We start from the raw sequence: 26463 nt of genomic DNA, 5'->3' as shown, positions 1-26463 counted from the left end.
GCGGCTGGTAAAGCCGAAGCGATCTATGGTCGGGGAATCGCGATGAGTGTGCAAAGCACCGAACCCTCTGGTCCTGGCCGCCTGGCCGGAGCCGGAACCGCATGGAGCGTCCTGCTGGCGATCAGCCTGTGTCACATGGTCAATGACGTGATGCAGTCGATGCTGGCGGCGATCTATCCGCTGCTGCGCACGGAATTCTCGCTGTCCTATACCCAGATCGGGATCCTGTCGCTGGCATTCCAGGTCACCGCCTCGCTCTTGCAACCTGCGGTCGGGATGGTGACGGACCGGCATCCGCAACCACGGTCGCTCTCCCTGGGCATGGCTTCGACCTTCTGCGGGGTGCTGCTCTTGGCCTTCGCGCATCAGTATTGGGTGCTGCTGACCGGTGCGATGCTGATCGGGATCGGCTCGGCGGTGTTTCATCCCGAAAGCTCGCGGGTGGCGCGGCTGGCATCGGGTGGCAGGTTCGGCACCGCGCAATCCCTGTTCCAGCTTGGCGGCAATTTCGGCCAGTCGCTCGGCCCGCTCCTGGCGGCCTTCATCGTCGTTCCCCTGGGCAGGCCCGCCGTGGCGTGGTTCGCGGTCGCCGCCGCCCTGGGTGTCGCGCTGCTCCATCAGGTCGGCCATTGGGCCGAGGGGCGCAGGCGTGCCTCGACCATGCAGCCGGACACGACGCTGCGCCTGCCGCGCAATGTGGTGATACGGGCGATCATCGTGCTGGCGGTGCTGACCTTCACCAAGAATATCTACGGCGCCGCGATGACCAGCTATTTCACCTTCTTCACCATCGAGAAATTCGGTCTCGGACCGCAGGGGGCGCAACTCATGCTGTTCCTGTTCCTGCTGGGCATGGCTGCCGGTGTGATGCTGGGCGGCATTGTCGGAGACCGGGTCGGCCCGCTGAAGGTCATCTGGTTCTCGATCCTCGGGGTGCTGCCCTTCACCCTGGCCCTGCCGCATGTGGGACTGATCCCGACGGGCATCCTGTCGCTGGTGATCGGGCTGATCCTCGCCTCGGCCTTTCCGGCCATCGTCGTCTTCGCGCAGGAACTCGTTCCGGGCCGGACCGGCATGGTGGCCGGGCTGTTCTTTGGCTTTTCCTTCGGCATAGCCGGTATTGCGGCCGCAGCGCTCGGAGTCCTGGCCGATGCGAAGGGAATCGAGCTGGTTTTCCTGCTTTGCTCGGCGCTGCCGGTGCTGGGCGTATTGACCATCCTGCTGCCAAGGCAGGATGAACTGGCGCGCTGATGCCGAAACGACCGGTGTTCTTCCATATCAGCCCCGACCAATGCGGCGGCGGGCGCTGGCGCGGCTGTTCTCCCTCAACGGCCATGAGGCGGTTTGCGACGACAGGGGGGCACTGGCCGAGGATATTGCCTGGGCGCAGGCGAAGGGACGGGTTCCGCTGCGGGACTGGCCGAGGGCGCGGTTGTTCACCGGGCTTCATCGCCTGCAACCATGGTGGAGGCCGCCGCTGGAAGCCTGGCGCAGCCTTGACTTCCTGCGCCGCCAATTCCCCGATGCGCGGTTCATCCTGACGGTGCGGGACCCGGATTCGTGGCTGCTGGACCGGATGACTGCCGCGAATGGTGCGGCGGCAAAGGCATATGCGGCGCATTGGCAGGTCGAAGAGGGCGAACTGCCCGACCTCTGGGCGCGCGACTGGCAAGCCCATCTCGATGCGGTGGAAACCTGTTTCGGCGACGATCCCGCGCTGATCCGTGTCGATACCGAAACCGAGACGCTTGAAGATCTGCGCCAGCGCCTGGCTGAAATCCTGCCGATGCCACGGGCCACCAGGCGCCCCGGCTGGCACTATCCGCATGGTCCCGGTCTGGAGCGGATGCTGCTGCGCATGCTCGACCCGGCACCGGAAACGCCCCGGCAACAGGCCGAGGCTTTTGTCGAGGACGTGGCGGAGTTCTGCCTGCGCGGGCGCTGCCAGCCGGGAACGGAGGAGTTGAACGGAGTTTCCCCGCTCTACGGTGAATGGGATGGCGGGGCACAGGTCTTCAATCGTTTCGGCAAGCCGCATCCATTCGCCATCGGGCCGCAGCCCGGGCATCCCGGCGAGATCGCGATCGCCCGCCCCGGCCTGAGCTTCAAGGAACGCCGCTCTGAAGGGGTCATCAACGATATTCTTCGTCTCGGGCGGCGCGATCCGGTGAATATCGACATGGAGGATGCGCGCTGGATCGGAGCGCCGCACCGCAACCCGCTCGGCAAGCCGGTCCTGTGCCATAACCGCCGGGAAGGCGCCCGGAATATCGTTCTCTGGCCGCTGCCCGAACAGATGGGCCCGGGATTCCGGGGCTACGAGACCCCCAGCCCCGACAATATCCCGTTCGAGGACAAGGAGGACCGGCTTGTCTGGCGCGGCATGATCTCGGGCAACGAGCGCCGCAAGGGCATCAAGCCCGGCCCTTCATCGCTGTGGTTCCTGCGCAAGCTCGCCGAGGCGGGGGAGGACCCGGAGGCCCGGGAAGAGGCATGGCAGGGGCTGTGCCGCACATCCCGCATGGCGTTCATCCGCCGCTGGTTCGGCCATCCCGATTTCGATATCGGCATCGCGATGGCATGGGGCTTCCGGCAATTCGCGCGCGATCCGCAGATCGCGCCCTATTGCGCCCGCCATGAGGGGCCGGCCTTCTTCCATCGCTTCCGCTACCAGCTTTGCATGACAGGCTATGACCACGGCTCCAATTTCATCCCGATGATCAACAGCCGGTCGGTATTGCTGAAGGAAGAGGATGGCTGGGAAGTCTATTATTCCGGTCGCTTCAAACCGTGGAAACACTATATACCGGTTCAGAGATATTGCGACGACATCGCCGAGAAACTCGCATGGGCGCGCGAAAACCCCAATGAATGCAAAGAGATGTCTCGTGCCGCCCGGGCAGAGGTCGCGTTGTTGTCGGACCCGGTCCTGATGCGCGCGATCAAGGGACGCATCCTCGACGGGCTGGCTTCGGCAGGATAAACCCTGCCCGGAGGAGGAACCGTTACATGACCACGATCAAAGCCGAGCCGATCACCGCCGAGGCCTTTGCCCCTTTCGGTGAATTGCTGACCCCGAAAACGAGTCCCGACAAGCTGATCAACGAGGGGCGCTGCGAACGGCATCACGCGCTTGCCACTGTCGAGCGGGGCGGCGGCGAGGCGATCATCTCGATCTTCCGCTCCGAGCCGGTCAGCCTGCCCTATGACTGTGCGATGCTGGAGCGTCATCCTTTGGGTTCACAGGCATTCATGCCGCTTGGACCGGATGGCTGGCTATCGGTCGTCGCACCCGACGAGGGTGGCCGCCCCGGCGCGCCACTTGCCTTCCTGGTGCCCGCCGGTATGGGCGTCAACCTGCGGGCGGGGGTCTGGCACGGTGTGCTGACCCCGCTGGACCGTGCGGCTGAATTCCTGGTCGTGGACCGCGAAGGCGATGGTGTGAACCTTGAAGAGGTCCGCATCCCCGCCGTTACCATCACCGCATGAACCTGCCGGATTTCAGCTTTGAACAGGCTGCCCTGGTGCGCGGCGCCCGCCATGTCGCGGGCGTCGACGAGGTTGGGCGCGGTCCGCTGGCCGGTCCGGTCACGGCGGCGGCGGTCGTGCTGGAACCGGACAACATCCCCGACGGGCTGAACGATTCCAAGAAACTGACCCCGGCGCGGCGCGAAACGCTTGCCGAATGGGTCATGGCCCATTGTGACTGGTCGGTGGCCCATGTCAGCGTCGAAGAGATCGACCGGCTGAACATCTATCACGCCTCCCATCTGGCGATGTGCCGGGCCGTGGCGGGGCTGCGTAACCGGCCCGATCACGTCCTGGTCGATGGCAACCGCATCCCCCGCGACCTGGACCTTTCCGCCGAGGCCGTGGTCAAGGGCGATACCCGTTGCCTGACGATTGCAGCCGCCTCGATCGTGGCCAAACTGTTGCGCGATCGCATCATGGTGGATTTGGCGCAACAGCATCCGGGCTATGGCTGGGACGTGAATGCCGGCTATCCGACCCCGGCCCATAAACGGGCGCTCCTAGATCTTGGGGTGACCCCTCATCATAGACGTTCCTTCAAGCCCGTCCACAATATCTTGTGTAAAGATAAAACCGCAAGCAATTGATTCAAAAAAGAAATTGACGCCGAATCGCGTCTGAATCATCTTAGAGTCCATACCAGACCGGGCAAAACCGGCAACCCAGAGGCTCGAGATATGATGAAGATCAAAGAACAACGCGCGGCTGCCGCGCGGCCCCTTCCGCTGAACCAGATTCTGGCGGGTGACTGCATAGAGATCATGAATTCGCTGCCCGAAGGCAGCGTGGATCTGATCTTTGCCGATCCGCCCTACAATTTGCAGCTTCGCGGCGATCTTCTGCGTCCCGACAATTCCAAGGTCGATGCCGTCGATGACGAATGGGACCAGTTCTCGGGCTTTGCCGCCTATGACAAGTTCACCCGCGACTGGCTGGCCGCCGCCCGCCGGTTGCTGAAGCCCGATGGGGCGATCTGGGTGATCGGCAGTTATCACAATATCTTCCGCGTCGGCGCCGAGCTACAGAACCAGGGTTTCTGGATCATGAATGACGTGATCTGGCGCAAGTCCAACCCGATGCCGAATTTCCGCGGCAAGCGCCTGACCAATGCGCATGAGACGATGATCTGGGCCACCAAATCCGATGCCTCGAAATATACGTTCAACTACGAGGCGCTGAAATCGCTGAACGAAGGCGTTCAGATGCGCTCGGATTGGGTGATCCCGATCTGCAATGGCGGAGAGCGGCTGAAGGACGGCAATGGCGACAAGGCCCACCCGACCCAGAAGCCCGAGGCATTGCTGCACCGGGTCCTGGTCGGCTCGACCAATCCCGGCGACGTTGTGCTGGACCCGTTCTTCGGCACCGGCACGACCGGCGCGGTGGCCAAGATGCTGGGCCGCGATTTCATCGGCATCGAGCGCGAGGCGGCCTATCGCGAGGTCGCCGAAAAGCGCCTCTCCCGTATCCGCCGCTTCGACGCCGAGGCGCTGGCCACCACCAAGGCCAAGCGGGCCGAGCCGCGCGTGCCTTTCGGGCAGGTGATCGAACGCGGCATGCTGCGCCCGGGCGAAGAGCTTTTCTCGATCGGCAACCGCCACAAGGCCAAGGTCCGCGCCGATGGCAGCCTGATCGGCAATGACGTCAAGGGCTCGATCCACCAGGTCGGCGCGGCGCTGGAAGGCGCGCCCTCCTGCAATGGCTGGACCTATTGGCATTTCCGGCGCGAAGGCAAGATGATCCCGATCGACATCCTGCGTCAGCAGATCCGCGCCGAGATGGAGGGCGAGGTTTCCCGCCCCAACTGAGTTTCACCACAGTTTCGCCGCAGTTCCGCCGCCATTCGCGCGGCTGGAGCCGCCTTGCCCCGCCATGTCTGAATGGCGGGGCCTTTTCGTTGCCTGCCCGGGCAATCCGGGCCTATCCGGCCGCCTTCTTGCTGGCGGTCTTTTTTGCCGCCGGTTTCTTGGCCGCCGGTTTCTTGGTCGCCGCCTTGGTCGTTTTGGCGGCGGTTTTCTTCGCGCCCTTCTTGGGCGATTTCGCGCCTTGGCGGCGATCAGTTCCAGCGCCTGCTCCTTGGTGATATCCTCGGGCGAGAGGTCGCGGGGCAGGGTGGCGTTGATCTTTTCCCATTTGACATAGGGCCCATAGCGGCCATTCATCACCTGGATGGCCCCGCCATCCGGATGATCGCCAAGCTCTTTCAGCGGCGCGGCGGCCACGCGCCCGCGTGTCTGTTTGGCCGCCAGGACCTCGACCGCGCGATTCATGCCGATGGTGAAGACCTCGTCCAGCTCGGGCAGATTGGCGTATTTGCGGCCATGTTTGACATAGGGGCCATAACGCCCGATGCCGGCCTCGATCAACTCGCCATCATCGGGATGCGGGCCGACGGGGCGGGGCAGGGACAGAAGCCGCAGCGCCTTTTCCAGATCCATCGCCGCCGGATCCCAGCCCTTGGGGATAGAGGCGCGGGGCGGTTTCGGCACCTCCTCGGTTGCCTCGCCGCGCTGGACATAGGGGCCGAAACGGCCGGTTTTCAGGCTGATCTCGTCGCCATCGTCATGGCCAAGCACCCGGTCGCCAACCGGCTCTTCACCATTGGGGGCCGAGAGCGGGCGGGTATAGCGGCATTCGGGATAGTTCGAGCAACCGATGAAAGCCCCGCCCGAGCGCGCGGTCTTCAGGTTCAGCCGGCCTGCGCCGCAAAGCGGGCATTCGCGCGGATCGCCGCCATCGGCGCGGGGTGGATAGAGATGCGGGGCCAGCGCGTCGTCGATGGCATCCAGCACCTCGCTGATGCGCAATTCCGACGTGCCTTCCAGCGCCTTGGTGAAATCCTTCCAGAACCGGGACAGCACGTCGCGCCACATCCGGTCGCCGGCGCTGATCTCGTCCAGCTCGTTCTCCATGTCGGCGGTGAAGTCAAAGCTGACATAGCGCGGGAAATACTTGACCAGGAACGTCGTGACCAGCCGGCCCTTGTCCTCGGGGATCAGGCGGTTCTTGTCCTTGCGAACATATTCGCGGTCCTGGATCGTGGTGACGATGCTGGCATAGGTCGAAGGCCGGCCGATGCCCAGTTCCTCCATCCGCTTGACCAGCGTCGCCTCGGTATAGCGGGGCGGGGGCTGGGTGAAATGCTGGCGCGCGGCGGTCGAGGTCGCCTCATCCGTCAGCAGGCCGGGCGCGGCGCGCTGACCTGCAGGCGCCTCGGGGGCGGGGTCGGTCTTTTCCTTCGCCTTGGCGAATTCCGGCTCGAATGCCTTGGCGACCAGCTTCGCCGCCTCGCCCTCGGAAATGGCGGGCAGGCGGGCGCTGTCCTCGCCCTCGTCATCGTCGCGGCCCTGGTCATAGACCTTCAGGAAACCGTCGAAGAGCATCACCTGGCCATTGGCGCGCAGCCCGACCTGACCGTCGGGGCTGGCGATCTCGACCGTGGTGCGCTCCATCCGCGCGGCTTCCATCTGGCTGGCGATGGTGCGTTTCCAGATCAGGTCGTAAAGCTTGCGCTGATCCTCCGCCGAGACCTTCAGCTTGTCCGGCGACAGCATCATGTCGGTCGGCCGGATGCATTCATGGGCCTCCTGCGCATTCTTGGCCTTGTTCTTGTACATGCGCGGCGATTTCGGCAGGTATTTCTCGCCGAACTTGGCCTTGATCGCATCGCGGGCGGCCATCACCGCCTCGGGGGCCATGTCGATGCCATCGGTCCGCATATAGGTGATCAGACCGGCCTCATACAGCCGCTGCGCCGCCGACATGCAGGCCTTTGCCCCAAGACCCAGCTTGCGGCTGGCCTCCTGCTGCAGGGTCGAGGTCATGAAGGGCGGCCATGGGTTGCGGCTGGCGGGCTTGGCAGTAACCCCGGTCACGCCGAGATCGCGCGAGGCGACGGCGCTGACGGCCATGGCGGCCTTTTCGGCATCGGCCAGGTCGAAACGTTCCAGCCTGGATCCGGCCAGCGAAATCAGTTGCGCATCGTATTCCGCCCCGGCGGGTGTCGCCAGCCGGGCATGGACGGACCAGTATTCGCGCGCCCTGAACGCCTCGATCTCCATCTCGCGATCGACGATCAGGCGCAGGCAGACCGATTGCACCCGGCCCGCCGATTTGGCGCCGGGCAGCTTGCGCCACAGCACCGGCGACAGGTTGAAGCCAACCAGGTAGTCCAGCGCACGCCGCGCCAGATAGGCATCGACCAATGCCTGATCGATCTGGCGCGGCTGTTTCATCGCCTCGGTGACGGCGGATTTGGTGATGGCGTTGAAGGTGACGCGGCTGACATCCTTGCCGCCCTTCAACGAGGTTTGCAGTGCTTCGAGCAGGTGCCAGCTGATCGCCTCTCCCTCGCGGTCGGGGTCGGTGGCGAGGATCAGGCTGTCGTCTTCCTTGAGCGCGTCCCTGATCGCCTTGAGATGCTTCTTGCTGTCGGAGGCCACCTCCCATTTCATCGCGAAATCCTGCTCGGGATCGACGCTGCCATCCTTGGGCGGCAGGTCGCGGACATGGCCGAAACTGGCCAGCACGCGATAGTCACCGCCGAGATATTTCTCGATGGTTTTGGCCTTGGCCGGGGATTCGACGACGACAACGGGCATGGGGACCTCGGAACGAGCTTCAATGGGGCGGCAACATGGGTGGCCGGAGCGGCACTGTCAACGGCTGGCGGTCAGCGGCCGGATTTCAGGAGCGATGCGCCAGTTCGACCAGGTTGCCATCCGGATCGCGCAGATAGAGCGACATGACAGGCCCAGTCGCACCGGTTCGCGGGACCGGGCCGTCTTCGACGGCGATACCGGCTTCGGCCAGCCGGGCGGCGCTGTCGCGGGCCGTTCCCTCGACCAGGAAACACAGATCCGCCGAGCCGGGCAGGGGCACCCGTGCCTTGGGTTCGAATTCGTGACCGGCGCGATGCAGGTTGATCTTCTGCTGGCCGAAATGCAGGGCCTGGCGATTTTCGCCAAAGCTGCGCAACTCCATGCCCAGAAGGTTTTCATAGAATTCGGCCGTGCGCGCAGGGTCGGCGACGGTCAGGACCAGATGATCGAGCGCGGTTACCTTGATGATTGCCAAAATCTCGGCTCCGTTGGATACGGTTCAGGCATTTTTCCAGCGAAGGTGATACCGTTTTCGCGCCCGGATATGCGCCCGGGCAAGGTTCAAGGCATCCCTGTGGTTCGACGAATTGCCGAAATGCCGTCACAGCAATCCCCGATCCTGCCCCGCCGGTCAACTCCTGTCTCAGAGCCGCGCGATACGCCCGCCGGTCAGCCGTGTCAGGCTGCCTTGCAATTCCAGCGCCTGGATCGCCGCGTTGACGGTGGAGGCGGGGAGGCCGAGATCGCGGATCAGGTCGTTCTCCTCGATCGGGCTGGGCGTCAGCCGCGCGAGAATGCGTTCTTCGAGCGAGGCGGGACCGCCGTGGTCCCGCGCCTTTGCGGGGGGCCGCCGCGAGGCTTCCATGGCAGCGATTTCCTCATGCGAAGGGGGAATGTCTCCTGTCGGAGCGGGTTCGGGCCGGGGGCGATCATGCGCCGATATCGCCTCGGACACGTCGGCGGCACTGCGGACCAGTTGCGCGCCGTCGCGGATCAGCTGATTGCAACCCGCCGCGCGGGCATCCATCGGATGACCGGGTATCGCCATCACCTCGCGGCCCTGGTCCAGCGCGAATTTTGCCGTGATCAGCGAGCCTGACCTGCACGCCGCCTCGATCACCACGACCGCCTGCGACAGTCCGGAAATGATTCGATTGCGGGCCGGGAAATGCCGGGCCGCGGGTTTCATCCCCGGAGGTTGCTCGGAAATCAGGGCGCCTTTCTCGGCGATCTCGGCTGCCAGCGAAGCGTTTTCGGCCGGATAGATCGCATCGATTCCACCCGCCAGCACAGCGACGGTCCCGGTCTGCAAGGCCGCGCCATGGGCGGCGGTATCGATCCCGCGCGCCAGCCCGGCAACGACGGCATGTCCCGCCTTGCCCAGACCCGCAGCCATGCCGCGCGCCATGCGCAGCCCCAGTGACGAAGCGTTGCGCGCGCCGATCACCGCGACGGGATCATGCGCCAGCCAGAAGGGATCGCCGCGCAGCCACAATACCGCCGGGGCACCGTCGATCTGCCGCAAAACCTGCGGATAGAGCGGCGAGTCATGACGGATCAGCCGGGCGCGGGCCTTGTGCCCGGCCTGCAATTCGCTTGCCGCCACGGCTTCGGGGCAGGGAAGGTAATCGCGGACTCCCGCCGCTGCCGCGATCTCGGGCAAGGCGTCCAACGCGGCGCTGGCACTGCCATGTTCGGCCAGCAGGCGATGGAAGGTCGCCGGTCCGACCCGGTGGGAGCGGATGAGACGGAGATAGGCGAGATCGTCGTTTTCTCCGGTGCTTCGGGGGGAGGGGAAGTCGAAAGAAACGAACCCGGTATCCATAGCCTTCCTCTGCCTCATCCTGAGACAGGCATAACCCGGGAACATTTAACAAATCCTTAAAGCATCTCCGGCAAAAGCGGTTACCGGTTTTGCACCCGGAAATGCGCATGAACGCCATGGCGCCCGAAGGGCAGGCGGCATGAAAAGGTCAGCTGGCCGAGCCGCCAACCGTCAGGCCACCGATCATCAATGTCGGCTGGCCGACGCCGACCGGCACCCATTGCCCCTGTTTGCCGCAATTGCCGATACCCGGATCGAGCGTCATGTCGTTGCCGATCGCGCGGACATGCTGCAAGGCGGTGGCGCCGTCTCCGATCAGCGTCGCACCCCGAATCGGATCGTCGACCACGCCGTTCCTGACGCGATAGGCCTCGGTGCAGGAGAAGACGAACTTGCCATTGGTGATATCGACCTGCCCGCCGCCGAAGCCCACCGCATAGATGCCGTCCTTCAAATCCGACAGGATCGCGGCGGGATCGGCATCGCCCCCGGGCATATAGGTATTGGTCATGCGCGGCATGGGCGCATGGGCAAAGCTCTCGCGACGGCCATTGCCGGTCGGGGCCACGCCCATCAGCCGGGCATTCTGGCGATCCTGCATATAGCCCACCAGGATCCCATCCTCGATCAGCACATTGCGGGCCGGGGGCGTGCCCTCGTCATCCACGTTCAGGCTGCCGCGGCGGTCGGGAATGGTGCCGTCATCGACAACGGTCACGCCGGGCGCGGCCACCCGCTGCCCCATCAGCCCGGCAAAGGCCGAGGCCTTCTTGCGGTTGAAATCCCCTTCCAGCCCGTGGCCGACAGCCTCGTGCAGCAGGATGCCGGGCCAGCCGGGACCGAGGACGACATCCATCACCCCCGCCGGCGCCGGAACCGAGCGCAGGTTGACCAGCGCGATGCGCAAAGCCTCGTCCACGGCCTTCTGCCAATGCGACGGCTCCATCAGCCCGTCGAGCGAGACGCGCCCGCCGCCGCCAAAGCTGCCGGATTCGCGGCGGTCGTTATTCTCGACGATGACTGCGACATTCAGTCGCGCCATCGGGCGTATATCGGTGACCAGCCCGCCTTCGGGGCGCAGGATCGCCACTTCCTGCAAGGAGGATGCGATCGAGGCCGTGACCTGCACGACGCGCGGATCCCGTGTGCGGGCGTAATCGTCGATCTGCCGCAACAGCTCGATCCGGCGGGCGATGGGAATGCCGTCGGCGGGATCGATCGCGGCATAAAGCCCGCACGTTTCCATCGGGGCGGGATCGGCCAGGTTGCCGCCGCCCGCACCAACGGCAAGGCGTGCCGTCTCGGCCGCGCGACGCAGCGATTCCTCGTTGATTTCGGTGGAATGGGCATAGCCCGTCACCTCTCCGCGCACGGCGCGCAGGCCAAAGCCCCGGTTGGCGGTATAGCCCGAATTGCGCAGCCGTCCGTCATCGAAGACCAGCGTCTCGGCGGTGCTCCGCTCCAGGAACAACTCGCCGTCATCGGCGCCCGCAACGGCGTCGCGCAGGATGCCAAGGGCGATCTCGCGGTCCAGATGCTGGGTGAACGGGTCGAAACGGTTGCGGGTCATGGTTGGGCGGCTCCGTTGGCGCAGGCTTTGCGATGATGGGTTTTCGGGACGCATGGTCCCCGAAATTCATTTCTAATTCCCATGTATCACTTGCCCGAGAGGTCGAGATATGGTCATAGAACGGTCTATGTGAAAGGGAAAGGGGCGGCCTCGTGCGGCCCTTGCGGCCATTTTGGCCTCACCAAACGCGACGGGATGGAATGATGGCAATAGCGTTGATTCGGCGTGCAGCAGGAGCGGCTACGGGACTCGCAGGGGCGGGGATGTTGGCCGGGGCGGCTCTGGCACAGGATGTACTGGGCGATCTGCCCGTGATCGGCAAGCCGGTTGCGAAGGGAATGGGTTTTCAGCCTGCCGCGACCGAACTGGCGCGCGATCAGCAATGGCTGGATCATTTCGTCCTGATCATCATCACCCTGATCACCATTTTCGTCTGTGCGCTGCTGCTGATCGTGATCTTCCGTTATAACAGCCGCTTGAACCCGGTTCCCGCCAAGTTCACCCATAACACCCCGGTCGAGATCGTCTGGACATTGGTGCCGGTGCTGGTGCTGGTCGTGATCGGCGCCTTCTCTCTGCCGGCGCTGTTCCGCAGCCAGGAAATGCCGCCGAATCCGGACGTGGTGATCAAGGCAATCGGCAACCAGTGGTACTGGTCCTACGAATATCCCGAGAACGAGCTCAGCTTCGATTCGATCATGCTGACCAAGGAAGAGCTGGCCGAGAACGGCTATAGCGAGGATGAATACCTGCTTGCCACCGATACCGAGGTTGTCGTCCCGGTCGGCAAGAACGTGCTGGTGCAGGTGACCGCCAATGACGTGATCCATAGCTGGACCGTGCCCGCCTTCGCCGTCAAGCAGGACGGCGTGCCGGGCCGGATCGCGCAGCTCTGGTTCAATGTCGAACAGGAAGGCGTCTATTTCGGCCAGTGCAGCGAGCTTTGCGGCATCAACCATGCCTATATGCCGATCGTCGTGAAAGCAGTCGCGCCCGAGAAATACATCGCCTGGGTCGAGGCGCAGGGCGGCAGCCTGAGCGAAGAAGAACAGGCCGCCCTGTTGACATCCGATTCCGGGGTCGAACTGGCCGCGGCCAACTGATCCTCTAGACACAGATACGCGCAGGAATGATCGATACCCACGCATATGACGGTGCCCCCGAGGCGGAGTTTCGCGATTATGTCGCGTTGCTGAAGCCCCGGGTGATGTCGCTGGTGGTCTTCACCGCCTTTGTCGGGCTGTGGGTGGCGCCGGTTGCCGTGCATCCTTTCGTGGCATTCTGTTCTGTCCTGTTCATCGCCCTGGGCGGCGGAGCCTCGGGCGCGCTGAACATGTGGTATGATGCCGATATCGATGCGGTGATGCGCCGCACGCAAAAGCGCCCGATCCCGTCGGGCCGGGTGACCGGCGGCGAGGCATTGGGGCTGGGGCTTGGCCTTACGGTCATCGCGGTGATGATGCTGGGGCTGGCCGCGAACTGGTTCGCCGCCGGGTTCCTCGCCTTCACGATCTTCTTCTACGTGGTGATCTACACGATCTGGCTGAAGCGCTGGACGCCGCAGAATATCGTTATCGGCGGTGCGGCAGGCGCCTTCCCTCCGATGATCGGTTGGGCCTGCGCGACCGGCGGCATCAGCATCGAATCCCTGCTGATGTTCGCGTTGATCTTCTTCTGGACGCCGCCGCATTTCTGGGCGCTCGCGCTGTTCATGAAGGAAGATTACCACAAGGCCGGCGTGCCGATGCTGACCGTGACCCATGGCCGGGCCGTCACGCGCCGCCACATCTTCGGCTATACGCTGGTTCTTGCGCCCTTCGCGATCTGGCTGGGGCTGACCCCGGTCGGCGGGCCGGTCTACCTGGCCGTGGCGGTGGTGCTGAATGCGTTGTTCATCCTGGGCGGATGGCGTGTCATGCGCCGGAACGAGGATGCCGCGATTGCCGATGATTATGCGGTCGAGAAGCGCGTCTTCAAGCTGTCGCTATATTACCTGTTCCTGCATTTCCTGGCATTGCTGGTTCAACATTGGGTGGGGACATGGTGATGCCGATGCAAACCGAACATGAACTGCATCGCCGTCGCCGTTCGCGCAATGTCGGGTTGGGGCTGGTGCTGGCCGGGTTCGTCGCGCTGGTCTTTGGCCTGACGGTGGTCAAGGTCCGGCAGGGCGATCTGATGGAAGCCTATGATCACCAGCCGCGCGTGTCGATCACGCCGCTGGAACAGGAAACCCCGGCTGCGCAGGAGGCAAGCGAATGAGCCGCGAATCCCGCACAGCCCTAAGCCTGGTCGGTGTCGTGCTGACGATGGGGGCGCTGGCCTGGGCCGCCGTACCCTTCTATAACTGGTTCTGCAGCGTCACCGGCTTCGGCGGTACGACGCAGGTTTCGACCGCCGCCCCCGACGAGGTTCTGGAAGAGGTCGTCCGGGTCCGTTTCGACGCCAATGTGGACGAGGACCTCGGCTGGACCTTCCGCCCCATGCAGACCAGGATGGATGTCCAGATCGGCGAGAACGCGATGGCCTATTACGAGGCCGTCAACACGACCGACGAGACGATCACCGGCACCGCCAGCTATAACGTCGCGCCCGAGGTGGCGGGATATTATTTCAGCAAGATCCAGTGCTTCTGCTTTACCGAGCAGACTTTGAAGCCCGGCGAACGGGTCGAGATGCCGGTCAATTTCTATGTCGATCCCGAACTTCTGGAAGATCGGGATGCAAGCTGGGTGCGGGACATTACCTTGTCCTATACCTTCCACCGGACCGAGCCGAAGCAGGCCGTGCTTGACGCGGCCCCGGCGAATAACGTCAACTGATCCGAGGAGCCGACGGGGACTCACATATGGCGCACGCAAAGAACCACGATTATCATATTCTTCCGCCCTCCATCTGGCCCTTCATCGGTGCGGTTTCGGCCTTCATCATGCTGTTCGGCGCCGTGATGTGGATGCAGGATCATGGCCCATGGATGTTCCTGATCGGCTTTGTCGGCGTCCTCTATGTCATGTATAGCTGGTGGGCCGATGTGATCCGCGAGGGCGAAACCGGCGATCATACCCCGGTGGTCCGCATCGGGCTGCAATACGGCTTCATCCTGTTCATCATCTCCGAGGTGATGTTCTTCGTCGCCTGGTTCTGGAACTTCATCAAGAACGCGATGTATCCGATGGGTCCGGAAAGCCCGATCAGGGATGGCGTCTGGCCACCCGAGGGGATCGTGACCTTCGATGCCTGGCATCTGCCCTTCATCAACACGCTGATCCTGCTGCTGTCGGGTGTTGCCGTGACCTGGGCGCACCATGCCTGGGTGCATGAGGGCGATCGCAAGACCACCATCAACGGCCTGATCGTCGCGGTCGTGCTCGGCGCGTTCTTTACCGTCTTGCAGGCCTATGAATACAGCCATGCGCAGTTCGGCCTGTCCGACACCGCCTATGCCGGCGCGTTCTTCCTGGCCACGGGCTTTCATGGTCTGCATGTCATCATCGGCACGATCTTCCTGCTGGTCTGCCTTCTCCGCTTCAAGAAGGGGCAGATGACGCAAGAGCAACATGTCGGCTTCGAGGCCGCCGCCTGGTATTGGCACTTCGTCGACGTGGTCTGGCTGTTCCTGTTTGCCGTGATCTATATCTGGGGCAGCTGATCTCCCCACCGGTAATAAGGTGACGCGCGGGGTCGAAACCCCGCGCGTTTTCATTTGGGTTTTACCCGCATCGAAGGCTTTCCATCTCCCATGCGCCGCTATCTCTTTCCCCTGATCCTTGGCGTGGTCGGCTGTGCCATCCTGATCGGACTTGGCATCTGGCAATTGCAGCGGATGGGATGGAAAGAGGGGATGTTGGCCGAGATCCAGGCGCAGATCGACGCCCCGGCCGTGCCCTTGCCCGCGCAGGTCGATCCATCGATGAAATACCTGCCGGTGACCGTCAGCGGCACCACCACGGGTGACGAACTCGACCTGCTGTCCCATACCAAGGAGCAGGGCGGCGGTTACCAGATCGTCTCGGGCTTCATCACCGATGACGGGCGGAAGATCATGGTGGACCGCGGTTTCGTCCCGCAAGAGGCGCGCCATGTCGAACGCGGTCCGGTCCGGCTGACCATCCGCGGCAACCTGCATTGGCCGAATGAAAAGAGCGGCTCGACCCCGGCGCCGAACCTTGACGAGAATATCTGGTTCGCCCGCGATGTCCCCGCCATGGCCGATGCGCTGGAGACACAGCCCGTCCTGGTCGTCGCCAGTTTCGTCGAAGGCGATGCGCAAGGGGTCGAGCCCATCCCCGTCGCCATCGAGGGGATCCCGAACAACCACCTGTCCTATGCCGTGCAATGGTTCATGATTGCTGCTGTCTGGGCAGGGATGACAGCCGCGCTGATCTGGCGTATCAGGCAGCGGAGATATTGAAGGATCGGCGATGCGTTACGTCTCGACACGGGGTGAGGCCCCGGTTTTGAACTTTGAACAGGCGATGCTTTCTGGATTGGCGCGCGATGGCGGGCTGTATCTGCCCGAGACCGTGCCGGTCATGGAGGATATCGCCGCGCTCGAAGGGCTGCCCTATGAAGAGGTCGCCTATCGCGTCATCCGCCCCTATACCGGCGACTGCTTTACCGAGGACGAGCTGCGCGGCGCGATTGCCCGCGCCTATGCCCGCATCAATCACGCGGCGCGCGCTCCGCTGAAACAGCTTGCCCCAGGCCATCACCTGCTGGAGCTGTTCCACGGCCCGACACTGGCCTTCAAGGATTTCGCGATGCAACTGATCGCGCAGCTCTTCGAGATCGCGCTGAAGCGGTCGGGGCAGCGGATCACCATCGTGGGCGCGACCTCGGGCGATACCGGCTCGGCCGCGATCGAGGCGTTCAAGGGCATCGACAATGTCGACGTGTTCATCATGTTCCCGCATGGCCGGGTCAGCGAGGTTCAGCGCAGGCAGATGACCACGCCGGATGCCGCCAATGTCCATGCGCTGGCCGTTGCCGGGCATTTCGACGATTGCCAGGCGCGGCTGAAGGACCTGTTCAACGACCATGACTTCCGGGACGAGGTCGGGCTGGCGGGGGTGAACAGCATCAACTGGGCTCGGGTGGTGGCGCAGATCGTCTACTATTTCACCGCAGCGGTCAGCCTTGGCGCGCCGCATCGCGAGTTGGATTTCACCGTCCCGACCGGTAATTTCGGCGATATCCTGGCGGGTTCCTTCGCCCGCGCGATGGGGCTGCCGATCCGCCGCCTGATCGTGGCGACGAACCAGAACGACATCCTGCACCGCGCCCTGAGCAGCGGCGAATACCGGGTCGGCACGGTCGAGCCTTCGATCTCGCCCTCGATGGATATCCAGGTCAGTTCGAATTTCGAGCGGGCGCTGTATCTGGCCTATGGCAAGGATGCCGGGGCGATCCGCCAGATCATGGAAGAGTTGAAAGCCGGCGGCTTCACGATCAGCCAGGGTGCCTTGCAGGCGCTGCGCGAGTTCTATGTCTCGGGCCGGGTGTCCGAGGACGAGACGCTGGCGATGATCCGCACCATCCGCGAGGAAACGGGCGAGATCCTGTGCCCGCACAGTGCCATCGGGGCGGCCGTCGCGCGGCAGAATATCGAGCCGGGCGTGCCGATGGTGACCCTGGCAACAGCGCATCCGGCGAAATTCCCCGACGCGGTCGAGCGGGCGGTGGGTGTCCGTCCGGACCTGCCGCCGCATATGGCGGATCTGTTCGACCTGCCCGAAACTGTGACACGCGTCGAAAATGATGTAGAGGCGCTGAAATCGCTGATCCTCGAACGGAGAACGAATTGACCACCGATCCCCATTTGCGCCTGACCACCCTGCCCAACGGATTGCGTGTCGCGACGCGCGAGATGCCGGGGCTGCATTCCACGTCCCTCGGCATATGGGTCAGCGCGGGCGGGCGGAACGAGCGGGTCGAGCAGAACGGTGTCGCCCATTTCCTGGAGCATATGGCCTTCAAGGGCACCAGGACCCGCAGCGCCCTGCAGATCGCCGAGGCGATCGAGGATGTGGGCGGTTTCATCAACGCCTATACCTCGCGCGATGCGACCGCCTATTACGTGCGGGTGCTCGAGGATGATGTCGATCTGGCCTTCGACGTGATCTCGGATATCGTCCTGAACCCGGTCTTTGATCAGCGCGAGATCGAGATCGAGCGTGGCGTGATCCTGCAGGAAATCGGGCAGTCTCTGGACACGCCCGATGATGTGATCTTCGACTGGCTGCAAGAGGCCGCCTATCCCGACCAGGCCATCGGCCGGCCGATCCTTGGCCCGGCAGAGCGGGTCAGCAGCTTTGGCCGCACCGATCTGGCCGGTTTCGTTGCCGAGAATTATGGCCCCGGCCAGATGATCGTGGCGGCGGCGGGGGCCGTGGATCACGACCGCATGGTGCGATTGGCCGAGGCGGCTTTCGGCCATCTGGCCCCGATCCTGCAAGCCCCGCGCGAGGGTGCCGTCTGGCAGGGCCGCGAGGTGCGCCATGTCAAGAAACTGGAGCAGGCGCATTTTGCCATGGCGCTGGAAGGGCCGGGCTATCTCGCGCCGGATTTCTACGCGGCACAGATATTCTCGGCGGCGCTTGGGGGCGGGATGTCCTCTCGTCTGTTCCAGAAAATCCGGGAAGAGCGCGGGCTGTGCTATACGATCTTTGCGCAGTCGGGTTTCCATGACGATACCGGGATGATGACGATCTATGCCGGGACCGGGGGCGAGGATATCGCCGACCTCGCCAATCTGACCATCGACGAGATCAGGCGGGCCGCAGGCGACCTCTCTGAGACAGAGGTGGCGCGCGCCAAGGCGCAGCTTCGTGCCGGTCTGCTGATGGGGCTGGAAAGCCCCTCGGCGCAGGCCGAGCGGATCGCGCGGGTGCTGGCGATCTGGGGCAGGGTGATGGATCCCGCCGAAGTGGCCGAGCGCATCGCCTCGGTCAGCCTTGCCGATGTCCGCGCCCATGCCGAGCGTCTGATCGGCCGGTCCCGCCCGGCGCTCGCGCTTTACGGCCCGGTGGATCATGCGCCCCCGCGCGAGGCGCTGGCAGAACGGCTTGCCGCCTGATGCTGTTCCTGCGGCGACGCCCCGTCCGGCTTGAGGCCGAGCGGATCGTGCTGCGGCTGCCCGCCCATGCGGATTTCAACGCCTGGTCGGCGCTGCGCATCGAAAGCCGCGATTTCCTGACCCCGTGGGAGCCGGTCTGGTCCCCCGATCACCTGACGCGCAAGAGCTTTACCAACCGCGTCTACTGGGCCGCACGGGCCAGCAAGGGCGGCACTGCCCTGCCGCTGTTCCTGCTGCGCCGCGACGGGGTGCTGCTGGGGGCGATCACGCTGGACAATATCCGCCGTGGTCCCGCGCAGACCGGGACCATCGGCTATTGGATCGGCAAACCCTTCGCGCGTCAGGGTTATATGCGCGAGGCGATCGGGGTCTTGGTGCATCACGCATTCACCACGCTCGACCTGTCCCGGATCGAGGCCGCCTGCCTGCCGGAAAACGCCGCCTCGCGCGGGGTGCTGGAGCGGTCGGGTTTCAAATATGAAGGCGTCGCGCAAAGCTATCTGCAGATCAATGGGCGCTGGCGAAACCACGTGCTCTACGCCAATCTGCGGAGCGACCGGCGTGGGCGTAGCGAAGCACGCTGACCCGCCGGGAACTAGAAGGAAAACATGGTCATGACCCTGAATCCCGCCGATGAGAAGCTGGCAAAACGCCTGCCCGAAGGCGTTCTGCGTGACCTCTCCCCCGCCTATCTCGAAGAGCCGAGGGGGCGGTTCTTCGGGCAGGCCGGGCTGATCGCCGCGCCGCGCGATGTCGAGGAGGCGGCGGCGGTGGTGCGCGCCTGCGCGGATATGCATGTGCCCATCGTCCCGCGCGGCGGCGGCACCGGGCTTGTCGGAGGGCAGGTGATGTCCGACGGTCCCGCGCCACTGGTCCTGTCGCTGGAGCGGATGACGGCGATCCGTGGGGTGTTCGCCGATGAGGGCGTGATGCTGGCCGAGGCAGGCGCGACATTGCAGCAGGCTCGCGACGCGGCGGCCGAGGCCGGGCGGCAGTTCCCGCTGTCGCTGGCGGCGCAGGGGACGGCGCAGATCGGCGGTGTGCTCTCGACCAATGCGGGCGGGGTCAACGTGCTGCGCCATGGCAATGCGCGGGCGCTGTGCCTGGGGATAGAAGCGGTGTTGCCTTCGGGCGAGATCATGCATGATCTCAAGCGGTTGCGAAAGGACAATACCGGCTACGACCTGCGTGACCTGCTGATTGGCGCCGAGGGCACATTGGGGATCATCACGGCGGCATCGCTGGTGCTTGCCCCGGTTCCGGCCGAAACGGGCGTGGCGATGCTGGTCGTGGACAGCCCCGAGGCTGCCTTGCGATTGTTGTCCCTGGCGCAAGACCGCATGGCCGGGGGCGTGACCGCGTTCGAGCTGATCTCGGGGCAGGGGCTTGAATTCCTGTCCGAGCATTTCCCGCAGATCCGGCAACCCTTCGAGACGCGCCCGGACTGGATGGCGCTGGTCGAGGTCGGGCTTCCCGCCGGATTGGCGGCGGATTCGGCGCTGGAAGAGCTGTTCGTCGCGGGGGCAGAGGCGGGGCTGGTCAGCGACGGCGTGATCGCGCAATCGGGACAGCAGGCCGGGGAGTTCTGGAACCTGCGCGAACATATCCCCGAGGCGAACCGCGCTGTCGGGGCGATTGCCAGCCATGATATCAGCCTGCCCTTGTCCGAGATCGCCGGGTTCATCCGCGATGCCGGGACAATGCTGGCCGAGCAGGGCGATATGTGGATCAATTGCTTTGGCCATCTGGGCGACGGCAACCTGCATTACAACCTGTTCCCGGCCCGGGGACGGCATCGTGACGATTACGACGATATCCGCCGCGACTTGTCCTATCGCATTCATCAGATGGTCGTCGCGCGCGGCGGCTCGTTCTCGGCGGAGCATGGTGTGGGCCGCCTGAAAACCGGCGACCTGGCACGTTGGGGCGATCCCGCGCGGCTGGCGGCGATGCGGGCGATCAAGCAGGCGCTGGATCCCGCAGGCATCATGAATCCGGGGGCAATATTACCTATTTCCGGCTGATTTTCCGGATTTTGCTTAATCTCCGCCCTGCTCTGAGTCATGCTTGGGGCGTAAACGGGAGGAGACCATGCGATTGAAATTCACAAGCGCGGTCGAAGGTGCTCGGCATTACGAGCGGTATTTGCCTTTTGTCATAGCGATTCTGATGATGCCCCTGGGGCTTGCCCTGATTGGCATTGCCCCGATCCTGGGTGTCCTGCTGGCTGTTCTGGGGCTCGTCGGGACCTGCATGGGGATATATGACCTGAACCAGACCAGCCATGCCCTGATGCGGAACTATCCGCTGGCTTCGAGGATGCGCTATCTGCTGGAGCATTTCCGCCCCGAGATCCGGCAATATTTCGTCGAGGACGATCACGACGAGACGCCTTTCTCGCGCGAGCAGCGTGCCGTGGTCTATCGCCGCGCGAAGGGGATCGAGGGCGTGCGGCCCTTTGGCACGCTGCGCGATGTCTATGGCGACGGTTACGAATGGCTGAACCATTCGCTGGCGACCACCCATCTGGACAGCCAGGATTTTCGCATTCGCGTCGGCGGGCCGGATTGCACGCAACCCTATGAAAGCTCGGTCGTGAACATTTCGGGCATGTCCTATGGTGCGCTGTCGCCCAATGCGATCGAGGCGCTGAACCGCGCGGCCAAGGCGGGCGGTTTCGCGCATACGACGGGCGAGGGCTCGATCTCGCGCTTCCACCGGATGGGTGGGGATCTTGTCTGGCAGATCGGCTCGGGCTATTTCGGGTGCCGCCATCCCGATGGCAGTTTCAATCCCGGGCAATTTGCCGAAACCGCCGCCGATGACGCGGTGAAGATGATCGAGATCAAGCTGAGCCAGGGCGCCAAGCCCGGACATGGTGGCATCCTGCCGGGGCCGAAGGTGACCGAGGCGATCGCCGAGGCGCGGGGGGTTCCGGTTGGAGTGGATTGTATCAGCCCATCCTCGCATTCGGAGTTCTCGACGCCAAGGGAATTATGCGACTTCATCCGCCAGCTGCGCGACCTGTCGGGCGGCAAGCCGGTGGGCATCAAGCTTTGCGTCGGCCATCCATGGGAATGGTTCGCCATGGCCAAGGCCTTTCGGGAGACGGGGATCACCCCCGATTTCATCACCGTGGATGGCGGCGAGGGCGGCACCGGCGCGGCGCCGGTCGAGTTTGCCGATCACAAGGGGGCACCGCTGCGCGAAGGCTTGATGCTGGTGCATAACACCTTGGTCGGGCTTGATATTCGTGATCGGGTCAAGCTGATCGCATCGGCCAAGATCATCACCGCTTTCGACATCTGCCGGATCTCGGCCCTGGGGGCGGACGGGGGTGAACATGGCGCGTGGCTTCATGTTCGCCATCGGCTGCATCCAGGCGCAGTCCTGTCATACCGGAAAATGCCCGACCGGCATCACCACGCAGGACCGCGACCGCTACCGGGCGCTGGTCGTGCCCGACAAGGCGGTTCGGGCAGCGCGGTTCCACAACGGGACCATGTATGCGCTGAAGGAAGCCTGTGAAAGCTCGGGGTTACGGCATCCCGACGAGTTCACGCCGCATCACCTGATGATCCGCACCAGCCCGCGTGAGGTCAGGTCGGCGGCCAGCCTCTATGACTGGCTGAAGCCGGGAGAGCTCTTGTCCGGAGAGGTGCGGCATCCCGCATTCGCGAAATATTGGGACAGGGCACAGATCGACAGTTTCGCGATGGTGGTATCGGAAAACGGGTGATGCGCAGCAAGGGGTGCTTATCGCCCTTGTGCCGGTGGATCATGGATCACGCGCGCATGTGAAAAGGGCGGGCCCGCAGGTCCGCCCTTTTCATTCGTGAATATATCCGGCTCAGCGGCGAAGCTGGTCCAGCACGATCGAGGTCGGATAGCCGTCCGGCGTTGCCCCGATCGAGCGTTGGAAGGCCGCGACGGCTTCCATCGTGCCCGAGCCGAACAGCCCGTCGATCTCGCCGTCATAGAAGCCCTTGGCGCGCAGGCGGCGCTGGATTTCCTCGCGCTCCGAGCTGCTCATCCGCCGGTCGTCGCGCGGCCAGCTTCCCTGGATGCCCGACCGCCCGGCGATCCGCTCGCCCAGGAAGGCCACGCCGAGGGCGTAATTGTCCGAATTGTTGTAGCGCAGGATCGAGCGGAAATTGTCGAGGATCAGGAAGGCCGGGCCTTTCGCCCCCGCCGGCATGATGATCGAGCCATTGCCCGAGGGCAGGCTGCCGCCGCCCAGCTTGCGAACGCCCTGCGAGGCCCAGTCACCGCTGGAGCGGCGGGTGCCCTTGCCGATCAGGCTGTAGTTGAAGCCGGAGGGAAGCCGGACCTCGGCCCCCCATGCCTGGCCGCGCTGCCAGCCGTTGCGGGCGAGGTAAGCGGCGGTCGAGGCCAGCGCGTCGGTCGGATCCTCGGACCAGATGTCGCGGCGGCCATCGCCGGTGAAATCGACGGCATATTCAAGATAGGAGGTCGGCATGAACTGGGTATGACCCATCGCGCCAGCCCAGCTTCCCAGCATATGTTCGGGGTCGATATCGCCTGCCTGCAGGATCTTGAGCGCGGCGATGAGCTGGTTCTGGAACATCTCGCCCCGGCGGCCGTCATAGGCCAGCGTGGCCAGCGAGGGGATGATCTGCATCTTGCCGCGATTGCCGCCGAAATTCGACTCCATCCCCCAGACTGCCAGCACGATCTCGCGCGGGACGCCGTAGCGGGCTTCGATGGCGCTCAGTGTTCCGCTGAGCTGTCCGGATTTCTGCCGGCCTGTCGAGATGCGCGAATCCGAGACGGCGCTGTCCAGGTAGAGCCAGACGGGGCGCGAGAATTCTGCCTGCTTGCGGTCCAGCCGGATGACATCGGGATTGTAGCGCGCGATACGCATGGCCCGGTCATAGGTGCCGGCCGAGACACCCGATGACAGGGCGCGGGATCGGAAGGACTGGATGAAACGCTGCAACCCGGCCTCGTCGCCCGGATTCGCCGCGGGAATCGCCGCCGGGGTGACCGATGCACCGGAAGAGCCGCTTGGCGTGCGGCCATAGGGGCCGGCGCAAGAGGCCGCGGCACTGATCAGCACGGCGGAAATGATGAAACGTGAAATTGTCATGTCTGTCGCCTGTTCGTGACTGCTGCGGTTATTATTGTGATCGAGTGTAACGAAACCGATTCGGCTTGGATAGGGGCAGGGCGGCGATTCGGCGGGACTTCGTCAGTCCTCGTCATTGCTACCTTCGCAACCTTTGAAAAAGGGTTGCATCTGGGCGATGATCACCGCGTCCTCGTCAAGCGCACGGTCCATCAGCACGCTTTCGTCATCGTCGATCTCGTGCCCCTCGGCCAGCCGTTCTTCGCGCGTGCCATAGCCGGTGACGTCCAGCGGCGACATCTCGGCCTGTTTCAGGATCGCCACGGTCTCGCGCACGGCCTCGGCCTCGTCGCGCCCCGCCGCATAGCACATCAGCGCCGCACCGGTGGAGCCATCGGGCAGGCCGTCACCCTTGCTGCGGCCCACCTCGACAAGCAGGGTATAGACATTCATGGCTGGGCTCCTTGTCGTCGGCATGGGCGTTTCGTCGATCATGCCGGATATTTGCATGAAGAAGAAGGGGCGGGCTGGTTCATCGCGGCAGAGCGGGATAGCCTCGCGCAAAAGAACCCGGAGGGATGGATGAGCAAGAGCCTGGCACGTGTCAAGGCGGCGCTGGAAGCGGCGGGGGAGCCTGTCGAACTGCTGGAAATGGGGGAATCCACCCGCACCGCAACCGAGGCGGCCGCTGCGGCGGGATGCGAATTGGACCAGATCGCCAAATCGATCATCTTTCGCGGCGAGCAAAGCGGTCATGTCCTGTTGTTCCTGACCGCTGGCGGCAACCGGGTCGATCCCGGGAAGGCGGCGGTCGTGGCCGGGCAGCCCCTGGGCAAGGCGGATGCGGCGCTGATCCGGGCCGAGACCGGGTTCGCCATCGGTGGCGTGGCCCCGGTCGGGCATCTCAAGCCGGTGGCGGCGTTCTTTGATCCGCGCCTGTCGGATTTCGACAAGGTCTGGGCGGCGGCGGGCACGCCGCGCCATATCTTTGCCATCGCGCCCGGGCGGCTATTGGCGCTAACCGGGGCGAAACCGGCGGATTTCACCGCTTGAACGGCCGATGAAGGAGGATGACATGCAGCAACCCGTGATGACCCTGAATGACGGGCGGCGGATGCCGCAGATGGGACTGGGCATCTGGCAGATACCTGCGGGTGAAACCGCTCTCGCGGTCGGGCATGCGCTAAGGGCCGGTTACCGGCTGATCGACGGTGCGGCGCGCTACGGGAACGAGGCGGGGCTGGGGCAGGCGGTGCGCGACTCCGGCCTGCCGCGCGAGGAGATCTTCGTCACCTCGAAACTGTGGAACGATCAGCGGGGGCGGGACGCGGCGCGGCGCGGCTTCGATGTCACGATGGAACGGTTGGGGCTGGATTACCTGAATCTCTACCTGATCCACTGGCCGGTTCCGGCGCAGGATCTCTATGTCGAGACCTGGAAAGCGCTGATCGAGCTGCGCGACGAGGGGCGGGTGAAATCCATCGGCGTGGCGAATTTCCATGAGCCCCACCTGATCCGGCTGATCGATGAGACCGGCGTGACGCCGGTGCTCAACCAGATCGAACTGCATCCGGGGTTTACGCAGGCGCGGATGCGGGCGGTGCACGAACGCTTGGGGATCGTCACGCAAAGCTGGGCACCACTGGGGCGCGGCGCGGATTTCACGGCGGGTGCGGTGGCAGAGATCGCGGCGAGGCTTGGCGTGGAACCGGCGCAGGTCATCATCGCGTGGCACCTGGCGCATGGTCTGTCGGTGATCCCGAAATCGCTGAATCCCGAGCGTCAGAAGCAGAATCTTGCCGCGCTGGAACTGCGGTTGAGCGACGCGGATATCGCCGCCATCGATGCGCTCGACCGTGGTATCCGGACCGGGCCGGACCCCGAGGAGTTCAGCGGCTGATCAGGCCAGCAGGGTCCGGGTCAGGGGGCTGTCGGGGCGGGTCAGCCCGTCGATGATGTCGAAGTGATGGAGGCCGGGCTCGATCACGCAGTCGGTGGCGGCCCCCAGACCGGCCCAGATATCGGCCAGCAGACGCGCCTGTCGGATGAATTCCGGTCGTTCCGCCGCACCGACCCATGTGGTGATCGGGATACCCGAACGCGGTGTCAGCAGGGCGGGGCTTTCGGTGGCAGCCTCTGTGTCGTCAATTGCCAGCGTGTCATTCATCGCGGTCCGCATCATCGGCCGCAGATCGGAGAGCGGCGAGATCGGCAGGCAGCATCTTATGCGTGCCGCCACCGCATTGGGCAGGGTGCCGTCATCGCAGATCATCCGTGCCGCAAGGTGCCCTCCGGCGGAATGGCCGGTGATCGTCAGCGGTCCGGGAACCCGTTCGGCGGCCAAACTGATCGCCTCTGCGGCCTCTCGGGTCATCTGCGAGATCCGCGCCTTGGGCGCCAGCGTATAGCCGGGCATTGCCACGGCCCAGCCCTGCACCAGCGGACCCGCCGCCAGATGCGACCAGGTCGCGGGCGAAGTCCTCATCCAGAAGCCGCCATGGATGAATATCGCCAGTCCCTTGGCCGTGCCTTCGGGCAGGAACAGGTCGCCGCGCCCCAGATCCTGCCGCCGGGCGGTGGCGCGGAACGCGGATGCCTCGGCCTCCCACCGGGCGGGGAAATCGTCGCCCCGGGGGATATGGATCCCGTTGGCATAGGCATCGTCCCAATCCGTGACCTGGTACAGCATAGGGTGTGACCTCCTCTTCCGGTGCGGCGATCCCGCTGTTAACGTCTCTTTCGGAGTGAGTGGTGAATTCGTTAACAGGCATG

The 26463-nt window shown here is 64.4% G+C and carries 25 protein-coding genes and 2 pseudogenes; 20 read left to right on the top strand and 7 right to left on the bottom strand.

Going from position 1 to position 26463, the window contains the following annotated elements; translation table 11 throughout:
• The first annotated feature begins 42 nt into the window (after positions 1-42).
• From A7A09_RS05960 to A7A09_RS05940, 5 genes are all read left to right on the top strand, one after another.
• A complete protein-coding gene (locus A7A09_RS05960; protein WP_106690765.1) occupies positions 43-1251 on the top strand; it encodes an MFS transporter in 1209 nt (402 codons plus the stop codon).
• Complete coding sequence (locus A7A09_RS05955) at positions 1235-2983, top strand: glycosyl transferase family 90 (RefSeq protein ID WP_106690532.1); 1749 nt, start codon at positions 1235-1237, stop codon at positions 2981-2983. Before A7A09_RS05960 ends, A7A09_RS05955 begins: the two co-directional genes overlap by 17 nt.
• A gap of 26 nt (positions 2984-3009) precedes the next feature.
• Positions 3010-3489 (top strand): ureidoglycolate lyase, encoded by a 480-nt coding sequence (locus A7A09_RS05950; RefSeq protein ID WP_106690531.1) that lies wholly within the window; start codon positions 3010-3012, stop codon positions 3487-3489.
• Positions 3486-4118: a ribonuclease HII gene (rnhB, locus tag A7A09_RS05945; RefSeq protein ID WP_106690530.1), complete on the top strand. Its 633-nt coding sequence runs from the start codon at positions 3486-3488 to the stop codon at positions 4116-4118. Before A7A09_RS05950 ends, rnhB begins: the two co-directional genes overlap by 4 nt.
• Positions 4119-4208: 90 nt before the next feature.
• Positions 4209-5339, top strand: coding sequence for a site-specific DNA-methyltransferase (locus A7A09_RS05940; RefSeq protein WP_436277785.1), 1131 nt, complete (start codon positions 4209-4211; stop codon positions 5337-5339).
• 3 nt (positions 5340-5342) lie between these two features.
• On the opposite strand, the gene topA is transcribed toward A7A09_RS05940, so the two are convergent.
• From topA to tldD, 4 genes are all read right to left on the bottom strand, one after another.
• A complete protein-coding gene (gene topA, locus A7A09_RS21360) occupies positions 5343-8132 on the bottom strand; it encodes a type I DNA topoisomerase (RefSeq protein WP_436277784.1) in 2790 nt (929 codons plus the stop codon).
• Positions 8133-8217: 85 nt separating this feature from the next.
• Entirely contained in the window at positions 8218-8607 is a 390-nt protein-coding gene (locus A7A09_RS05915; protein WP_366465527.1) for a VOC family protein, read from the bottom strand.
• Positions 8608-8775: 168 nt separating this feature from the next.
• Positions 8776-9957 (bottom strand): DNA-processing protein DprA, encoded by a 1182-nt coding sequence (dprA, locus tag A7A09_RS05910; protein ID WP_106690528.1) that lies wholly within the window; start codon positions 9955-9957, stop codon positions 8776-8778.
• 148 nt (positions 9958-10105) lie between these two features.
• Positions 10106-11527 carry a metalloprotease TldD gene (tldD, locus tag A7A09_RS05905; RefSeq protein WP_106690527.1) on the bottom strand — a complete coding sequence of 474 codons (1422 nt, stop codon included), beginning with the start codon at positions 11525-11527 and terminating at the stop codon, positions 10106-10108.
• Between the two features lie 200 nt (positions 11528-11727).
• On the opposite strand from tldD, the gene coxB reads away from it, so the two are divergent.
• From coxB to A7A09_RS21345, 13 genes and pseudogenes are all read left to right on the top strand, one after another.
• The gene (coxB, locus tag A7A09_RS05900) at positions 11728-12630 is read left to right on the top strand and encodes a cytochrome c oxidase subunit II (protein ID WP_106690526.1); all 903 of its coding nucleotides are present in this window, start codon (positions 11728-11730) and stop codon (positions 12628-12630) included.
• 26 nt (positions 12631-12656) lie between these two features.
• On the top strand, positions 12657-13574 hold the full coding sequence (gene cyoE, locus A7A09_RS05895) for a heme o synthase (protein WP_106690525.1): 918 nt from the start codon (positions 12657-12659) through the stop codon (positions 13572-13574).
• Positions 13574-13789, top strand: coding sequence for a cytochrome c oxidase system small membrane protein (locus A7A09_RS05890; RefSeq protein ID WP_106690763.1), 216 nt, complete (start codon positions 13574-13576; stop codon positions 13787-13789). Before cyoE ends, A7A09_RS05890 begins: the two co-directional genes overlap by 1 nt.
• Complete coding sequence (locus A7A09_RS05885) at positions 13786-14349, top strand: cytochrome c oxidase assembly protein (protein ID WP_106690524.1); 564 nt, start codon at positions 13786-13788, stop codon at positions 14347-14349. Before A7A09_RS05890 ends, A7A09_RS05885 begins: the two co-directional genes overlap by 4 nt.
• Before the next feature lie 26 nt (positions 14350-14375).
• On the top strand, positions 14376-15176 hold the full coding sequence (locus A7A09_RS05880) for a cytochrome c oxidase subunit 3 (RefSeq protein ID WP_106690523.1): 801 nt from the start codon (positions 14376-14378) through the stop codon (positions 15174-15176).
• 90 nt (positions 15177-15266) lie between these two features.
• Entirely contained in the window at positions 15267-15938 is a 672-nt protein-coding gene (locus A7A09_RS05875) for an SURF1 family protein (protein ID WP_106690522.1), read from the top strand.
• A 10-nt stretch (positions 15939-15948) separates the two neighbouring features.
• Positions 15949-17331 (top strand): threonine synthase, encoded by a 1383-nt coding sequence (thrC, locus tag A7A09_RS05870; RefSeq protein WP_106690521.1) that lies wholly within the window; start codon positions 15949-15951, stop codon positions 17329-17331.
• A complete protein-coding gene (locus A7A09_RS05865) occupies positions 17328-18602 on the top strand; it encodes a M16 family metallopeptidase (protein WP_281277408.1) in 1275 nt (424 codons plus the stop codon). Before thrC ends, A7A09_RS05865 begins: the two co-directional genes overlap by 4 nt.
• Positions 18602-19186 carry a GNAT family N-acetyltransferase gene (locus A7A09_RS05860; protein WP_106690520.1) on the top strand — a complete coding sequence of 195 codons (585 nt, stop codon included), beginning with the start codon at positions 18602-18604 and terminating at the stop codon, positions 19184-19186. Before A7A09_RS05865 ends, A7A09_RS05860 begins: the two co-directional genes overlap by 1 nt.
• Before the next feature lie 30 nt (positions 19187-19216).
• Positions 19217-20626, top strand: coding sequence for an FAD-binding oxidoreductase (locus A7A09_RS05855; RefSeq protein ID WP_106690519.1), 1410 nt, complete (start codon positions 19217-19219; stop codon positions 20624-20626).
• A 67-nt stretch (positions 20627-20693) separates the two neighbouring features.
• Positions 20694-21878 (top strand): annotated as a pseudogene (locus A7A09_RS22030) (FMN-binding glutamate synthase family protein); the annotation flags it as partial.
• Between the two features lie 67 nt (positions 21879-21945).
• Positions 21946-22080: pseudogene (locus tag A7A09_RS21350) on the top strand (glutamate synthase-related protein); the annotation flags it as partial.
• Positions 22081-22104: 24 nt separating this feature from the next.
• Positions 22105-22341 carry a hypothetical protein gene (locus A7A09_RS21345; RefSeq protein WP_245999206.1) on the top strand — a complete coding sequence of 79 codons (237 nt, stop codon included), beginning with the start codon at positions 22105-22107 and terminating at the stop codon, positions 22339-22341.
• A gap of 111 nt (positions 22342-22452) precedes the next feature.
• On the opposite strand, the gene A7A09_RS05845 is transcribed toward A7A09_RS21345, so the two are convergent.
• Both A7A09_RS05845 and A7A09_RS05840 read right to left on the bottom strand, forming a co-directional pair.
• The gene (locus tag A7A09_RS05845; RefSeq protein ID WP_436277787.1) at positions 22453-23706 is read right to left on the bottom strand and encodes a lytic murein transglycosylase; all 1254 of its coding nucleotides are present in this window, start codon (positions 23704-23706) and stop codon (positions 22453-22455) included.
• A 108-nt stretch (positions 23707-23814) separates the two neighbouring features.
• Entirely contained in the window at positions 23815-24144 is a 330-nt protein-coding gene (locus A7A09_RS05840; protein WP_245999166.1) for a DUF8846 family protein, read from the bottom strand.
• A 129-nt stretch (positions 24145-24273) separates the two neighbouring features.
• Between A7A09_RS05840 and A7A09_RS05835 the strand changes: the two genes are divergently transcribed.
• Both A7A09_RS05835 and A7A09_RS05830 read left to right on the top strand, forming a co-directional pair.
• Entirely contained in the window at positions 24274-24744 is a 471-nt protein-coding gene (locus A7A09_RS05835) for a YbaK/EbsC family protein (RefSeq protein ID WP_106690760.1), read from the top strand.
• 22 nt (positions 24745-24766) lie between these two features.
• On the top strand, positions 24767-25591 hold the full coding sequence (locus A7A09_RS05830) for an aldo/keto reductase (RefSeq protein ID WP_106690759.1): 825 nt from the start codon (positions 24767-24769) through the stop codon (positions 25589-25591).
• Here the strand turns inward: A7A09_RS05830 and A7A09_RS05825 are convergent, their stop codons facing one another.
• Positions 25592-26380: a hormone-sensitive lipase gene (locus tag A7A09_RS05825; RefSeq protein ID WP_106690517.1), complete on the bottom strand. Its 789-nt coding sequence runs from the start codon at positions 26378-26380 to the stop codon at positions 25592-25594.
• Positions 26381-26463 lie beyond the last annotated feature (83 nt).

The organism is Paracoccus methylarcula (assembly GCF_003007735.2).
GTDB lineage: Bacteria > Pseudomonadota > Alphaproteobacteria > Rhodobacterales > Rhodobacteraceae > Paracoccus > Paracoccus methylarcula.
Note: the sequence above shows the minus strand (reverse complement) of the source record. Positions and strands in the feature narration are given on the sequence as shown.

Coding starts and splice junctions, on each gene's coding strand:
- A7A09_RS05940 (WP_436277785.1), top strand. CDS start 4,209: ATGATGAAGATCAAAGAACAACGCGCGGCTGCCGCGCGGCCCCTTCCG.
- coxB (WP_106690526.1), top strand. CDS start 11,728: ATGATGGCAATAGCGTTGATTCGGCGTGCAGCAGGAGCGGCTACGGGA.
- A7A09_RS05880 (WP_106690523.1), top strand. CDS start 14,376: ATGGCGCACGCAAAGAACCACGATTATCATATTCTTCCGCCCTCCATC.
- rnhB (WP_106690530.1), top strand. CDS start 3,486: ATGAACCTGCCGGATTTCAGCTTTGAACAGGCTGCCCTGGTGCGCGGC.
- A7A09_RS05875 (WP_106690522.1), top strand. CDS start 15,267: ATGCGCCGCTATCTCTTTCCCCTGATCCTTGGCGTGGTCGGCTGTGCC.
- A7A09_RS05855 (WP_106690519.1), top strand. CDS start 19,217: ATGACCCTGAATCCCGCCGATGAGAAGCTGGCAAAACGCCTGCCCGAA.
- A7A09_RS05890 (WP_106690763.1), top strand. CDS start 13,574: ATGCCGATGCAAACCGAACATGAACTGCATCGCCGTCGCCGTTCGCGC.
- A7A09_RS05955 (WP_106690532.1), top strand. CDS start 1,235: ATGAACTGGCGCGCTGATGCCGAAACGACCGGTGTTCTTCCATATCAG.
- A7A09_RS05885 (WP_106690524.1), top strand. CDS start 13,786: ATGAGCCGCGAATCCCGCACAGCCCTAAGCCTGGTCGGTGTCGTGCTG.
- A7A09_RS05825 (WP_106690517.1), bottom strand. CDS start 26,380: ATGCTGTACCAGGTCACGGATTGGGACGATGCCTATGCCAACGGGATC.
- A7A09_RS05950 (WP_106690531.1), top strand. CDS start 3,010: ATGACCACGATCAAAGCCGAGCCGATCACCGCCGAGGCCTTTGCCCCT.
- cyoE (WP_106690525.1), top strand. CDS start 12,657: ATGATCGATACCCACGCATATGACGGTGCCCCCGAGGCGGAGTTTCGC.
- tldD (WP_106690527.1), bottom strand. CDS start 11,527: ATGACCCGCAACCGTTTCGACCCGTTCACCCAGCATCTGGACCGCGAG.
- thrC (WP_106690521.1), top strand. CDS start 15,949: ATGCGTTACGTCTCGACACGGGGTGAGGCCCCGGTTTTGAACTTTGAA.
- A7A09_RS21345 (WP_245999206.1), top strand. CDS start 22,105: ATGTATGCGCTGAAGGAAGCCTGTGAAAGCTCGGGGTTACGGCATCCC.
- A7A09_RS05840 (WP_245999166.1), bottom strand. CDS start 24,144: ATGAATGTCTATACCCTGCTTGTCGAGGTGGGCCGCAGCAAGGGTGAC.
- A7A09_RS05835 (WP_106690760.1), top strand. CDS start 24,274: ATGAGCAAGAGCCTGGCACGTGTCAAGGCGGCGCTGGAAGCGGCGGGG.
- A7A09_RS05830 (WP_106690759.1), top strand. CDS start 24,767: ATGCAGCAACCCGTGATGACCCTGAATGACGGGCGGCGGATGCCGCAG.
- topA (WP_436277784.1), bottom strand. CDS start 8,132: ATGCCCGTTGTCGTCGTCGAATCCCCGGCCAAGGCCAAAACCATCGAG.
- A7A09_RS05860 (WP_106690520.1), top strand. CDS start 18,602: ATGCTGTTCCTGCGGCGACGCCCCGTCCGGCTTGAGGCCGAGCGGATC.
- A7A09_RS05960 (WP_106690765.1), top strand. CDS start 43: ATGAGTGTGCAAAGCACCGAACCCTCTGGTCCTGGCCGCCTGGCCGGA.
- dprA (WP_106690528.1), bottom strand. CDS start 9,957: ATGGATACCGGGTTCGTTTCTTTCGACTTCCCCTCCCCCCGAAGCACC.